This window comes from Zavarzinia sp. (genome assembly GCF_049306435.1).
Taxonomy (GTDB): Bacteria; Pseudomonadota; Alphaproteobacteria; order Zavarziniales; family Zavarziniaceae; genus Zavarzinia.
Map to the genome: position 1 here is coordinate 1 of NZ_JBAQRT010000374.1, position 5279 is coordinate 5279.

1 protein-coding gene is annotated in these 5279 nt (G+C 60.7%); it reads left to right on the top strand.

Annotated features, from left to right (window positions below):
• On the top strand, window positions 1-5279 hold a 5279-nt coding region (locus tag WAZ62_RS21365), incomplete at both ends, for a beta strand repeat-containing protein (RefSeq protein ID WP_422645552.1).

A 5279-nucleotide genomic window follows, 5' to 3' on the forward strand; every position in this document is an offset into this window, starting at 1 on the left:
CGACCGTCCGGCCGATGCTGCCGTCGAAGTGGTCCTCACCCTCGACAGCACCGGCACCGCCACGCTGACGCAAGGCGCCTTCGAGAGCTGGCACCAAAATCTGGAAATCATCGGTGACCAGGACATCATGTTCACCGGCGCGGTCGGCCTGGGTGAACCCCTGGGCGTGCCCACCAACCCCTTCGACATCGACTTCTCTGCCCTCGAAGGCAACGTGATCAACTTCACCGTTGACAACTTCGAGTTGCTGGGCCAGGGTGGCTCCATTACCGGCAACGCTGACGCAGGCTACGCATCCGAAGTGCATATCAGCATCGCTGCTGACGAAGGCGTGTCGGGTACTGCGGCAGCAACTGCCCCCGCCAACTCCGTCGGCTTCGATGAACCCGATGCAGGCAGCCTGCATTCCAGCGGTGTCACCCGCTACGTCGTGACCACCATCGACGGCCCCACCGCCAATGGCAGCACGGGCAACCAAGCCACCATCAAACTGTGCGACACCGCGCAAGACATTGAGGTCTTCGCTTTGCGCGGCAACTACAACGACACCCTGGTGGTGCAAGACGCCGCCTGGGGCCTGGTATTTGAACTCCAAGGTGGCGGCACCGCCAAGGCCGAAGGCCCCACCGGTAGTTCCAACGTCGGTGCCCTGGTGGCCAACTACGAGTGGGAGCACGCCGATGCGGTGGTCAACCTGGTGCACTCTGTGGCTGGCGACGTCCGTCCGCTGCATGCCGCAGGCATCACCATCGACAACGCCGACTCCATCACCATCAACGGTGACGGCACCGCAGTCACCATTGAAGATGTGAACGGCGACGACGTCACCTCGCTCGATGTCAACAACGCAGGCAATGTCACCATCGTTGACGCTCTGCCTGAAGATTTGTTGGTAATCGACGCGGCTGGCGTGACTGGCACCTTCTCTGCAGTCGTTGACCCGGCTGACGACTTCAGCTTTGTCGGTGCCGCAGGCGGCTCCACGCTGACCTTCGAAGAAGACAGCTCATTCACCGCCGACGACGGCTCAATGGATGCCACCGTAACCACCATCGACGGCGGCGCTGCCGGCGTCGTGTTGACAGTGGGCGAAGACTCAGACATCAATCTGGAAGAGGCTACCCTGATCAACGTCACACAGGTCGTTTTGGGCGACGATGCCGAGTTGTCCCTGACCATGGCGCAAGCCGACGAAATCGGTGCGGCCAACTTTGTGCTGGCCCTGGGTGCTGACAATGCCACCTTGAACCTCTCCGGTCTCGACGGCGAGCCCTTCGCACTCGCCAACTACGCCGCCGGCATCGACGTTGGCCTGGTCACCATTGCCGACCTGCCCGTCGTGACCCTGCACCCCGATACCGACCTGACTGGTATTGGTGGTCTGTTGGTGCCAGAAGGCACGGTCTTGAACCTGACAGCGGCCCAGTTCCAGCAATTAGGCGGATGGGCATTCACCGGCCCCGAAGGCTGGGGCTCGATTGCCGGCATTGGCGGTACCACCGACTTCACCGTCAACATTACTGATTTGACGCAAGTCGATGTCGATAACGACCTCAATGGGGATGGCGACTCCAACGACAATGGTTTCCCCAACTTCGAGAACCTCAACTTGTCGCAGGTCACCGCCGACACCAAGACCATCACCCTGGCTGAAAGCGTCACACTCGACGCTTCCGACAACCTCGGCGGTTTTGAAGTCATCATGGGCGACGACATGACCCTGGCGCTGGCCGACATTCAACAGGCTGACGGCCTGGTTATCGGTGGCGGCAGCAATACCACCCTGCAGTTCAACGACACATCTGCCGGCCCTTTCGAGTCGATCGACGCCTCTGGCTTCAGTGTCGATACGCTCATGATCCTCAACGTCCTGGTTGCCAACCGCAACGTCGACCTGATGTTCTTCGGCTTGCAGGAATCGGTCACCAAGGTCATCTACAACGGCCTCGGCTGGGTCGACGGTGTCACGCAAAACGTCGTCCTCGTGGAAGGCACAACGGTCGATGGCTGGGTGGTCTTCAACAAGCCTGAAGCCGACGTCGAAATCCGCGACTTCAACCTGACCATGGAAGGCGGCACGGAAATCACCGGCAACCTGCGCCTGTCTGCTTCCAGCAATGAGGCTGGCCTGCAGCAAATGGACCTGCAGAGCGTCACCATCAACTCCAACGCCACGGCGGATGATGTTGCAACCGACGACGTGGTCGAAGGCACCAACCGCTACACCGGTGAGACTACCAACATCATTGGCGGCGACATCACCTCGCAGGGCACAGGCTGGCAAGGCACCTACAACAGCGTTGACAACGACCTGCTCAACGTCACGATCAATGCCGAGCAAGACTTCATTCTCGAAGGCGACATCATCTTTGAATCGGTCACAGGCAATGACGCTGTCACCGCCAACGACGACGAGGAAGCCACCGCTGTTTTGAATGTCAACGGCCCCGCCGATGTCACCATCGAAGGCGACTTGGACACCAGCGACAGCGATGTCGACGCCCTGGTGGTCAACCACGCAGGCACCGGCACCATGGACATCCGTCTGGACGGCTGGGATATCGACCCGACTGACACGATCACCATCAACGGTGACGCAGTTGGCGTCGACGTCGTCCGCATCAGCGATTCGATTGACCTCTCGGTCAATGGCAGCTCGATCAGCAACATCGACCAGATCCTGCTCGAAAATGGTTCCAACCTGACCCTGACCTTCGACCAGTACGAGGCCCTCGGCAGCATCGTTGACCTGGCTGTTGTCGGCGATACCGCCACCATCAGCATCGTTGGTCTGGACAACGGCGACGTGTTCGACGCCACCCTGCTGCCTGCTGGCATCACCGTGGCCTCCATCACCATGGCTGCCGGCAACGTCACCATCGACCCGGCCAGCGACCTCACCGGTGTTGGCCAGATCATCGTTCCCGAAGGTGGCACGCTGAACCTTACCGCTGCGCAGTTCAACCAGCTCGCTGGCACGGGCAGCATCGTCGGTCTGGATGTCAACGGCGACTTGACCATTGGCGAATACTTCGTCAACATCACCGACCTGATGCAATCCGACATCGCCAACGACCTCAACGGTGACGGCGACAGCGCAGATGCGGGTGAAGCATTCGACATCAGCGGCATCGTGGGTGCTACCACGACCCTGGCGCTGGGTGAACCGCAGGTCAACCTGGCGCTCGACACGGTGCTGGGCAGCCTGACTGCTCTTGAAGTCCTGCTGGCCGACGGTGAAACCCTGGGTCTGGCAAGCGAGGTGCAGGCGGATGGCCTGGTGGTCACCGGCGGTGTCAACAGCACGCTGATCTTCCAGTTCGCGCCGCACACCACGTTCCCTGGACAGATCGACGCCTCCGGCTACGACGTCACCACGTTGAAAGCACTGGCTTCGGGCTTCACCATCGGTGGCAACTCCAACGTCGAATACTCCATCGACGATCTGGCCAGCTCGGTGGAACTGCGCCTGTATGCTGACCCGGCTGATCTGGGCTTCCTCGACCCGACCTACCGTGTTGTGGTCATCGAAGCCGGCATCACCACCCCAACCGGCCTGATCTTCAACGATTGGGACGCTGGCGACGAAGTCCGCTCGCTGACCCTCACCCTCGAGGGCGATGTGGAGCTCAACGGCAACTTGAGCATTCCCACACGCACCGACAAGGTGGGCACCCTGGTTCAGCAGTACTTCGACATCCTGACGATCAATTCAGTCGGTACCCTGCCGAACCTGATCGACGGCAACGTCAATACTGTCACCGTGCTGGGTGCACCCAACACGTCCGACAACAACCTGCTCAACGTGGCCATCGACGCCACGCAAGATCTGGTGATCGACGGCGACATCGTCTTCAACTCGGTCGACGTGCCTGATGACGACGCAGTGGCAACCCTGACCATCACCGGCAGCGCCAATGTCACGATCCAGCAGTTGGTCGCCATTGACGTGGACATCGACACCTTGAACGTCGCCAACGACGGCACCGGCGTGTTGACAGTCACGGGCGCCAGCGCGGCCATCGAAGGCGGCAGCATCGAAACCTTGACGCTGTCGGGCACCGGTGACATTGTCCTGGGCACAAATCCTGACGTGGTCTCCGAATGGGGCATTACTGCGCCAACGCTGTCCGTGCTCGATGCCTCCGGCCTGTCCGGCGACCTGTCGCTCGGTGAAGTGAAGGACATCGACTCGGCAGCCTTCACCTTCACGTCCGGCACCGGTGTCACCACCATGACGCTGACGACAGACGATCTTGACAGCACTAACGGTACACCGCTTATCACGACAGACGACACCATCGGCTGGAACTTCGATTTCAGCGGTGCCGCCGCTGGCAGCGAGTTCCACCTGGGTGCGCTGGGTACCCTGACCCCTGGCTCCATCCTCAACATCGACCTGGGTGCCAACACCACCCTGTACATCGATGCCTCGATGGACCTCAGCGACCTCGACCTCTCGATCCTCCAGACCCTGGACATCGTGCTGGCCGACGGCGCGACCCTGACGCTCAATGCCGCACAGGCCGATGACCTGAACATTGTGGCGGGTGCAGACACGGGCTTGCCTGGCTTCACCGGTGTGGTCAACATCGTTGACTTGGGCGACACCCCGGTCGATCTGTCGGGCATCGCTGCCGGCATCGCTGGTGACGTGACCTTGGAAGACAACGACGTTACCTTGGACGTGGCAACCGACTTGGGCTTCTTCACGGTTGCCCTGACCGACATCGCCAATGCCGACAGCTTGGCCGGCCAGACCATCCGTTTCCAGACTGTCGCTCAGGCCGAGCGCGACATTCGAGTTGGGTCCGAGTTTTATGGGCAAGATACCGACGGTACTGCCAACCATTTGGACACCACCAGTTCGACCAACGTCGTCTGGCTGTTCAATAACATCACGGCGCCGGTAGACACCTCTGGCTACGATGCTGAAATCGGCCGCCTGTGGCTCACCGACGACCTGATCACCAACGAAGGGGGCTTGGTCGAAAGCCTGTTCACCACGCTGCCGAGCACCATCCTGCGTGTTGACTTTGCCGACCTGACCGCGCTCAACATCCTGTTGGCTTCCAACACGGTGAACCGCACGGTCGAGTTTGTGAACTTCACCGCACTGGGCAGCTTGACGTTCAGCGACGTCGGTGCAACGCCGGAAGAGCACATCCAGAACCTCACGCTCAAACTGGGCGGCGAGGTGACGATGGGCAACATCCTGGTCGATGACGTGGTGGCCGCGCCGGGTACCGACCCGGATTCGGTCTTCTTCGACACCTTGA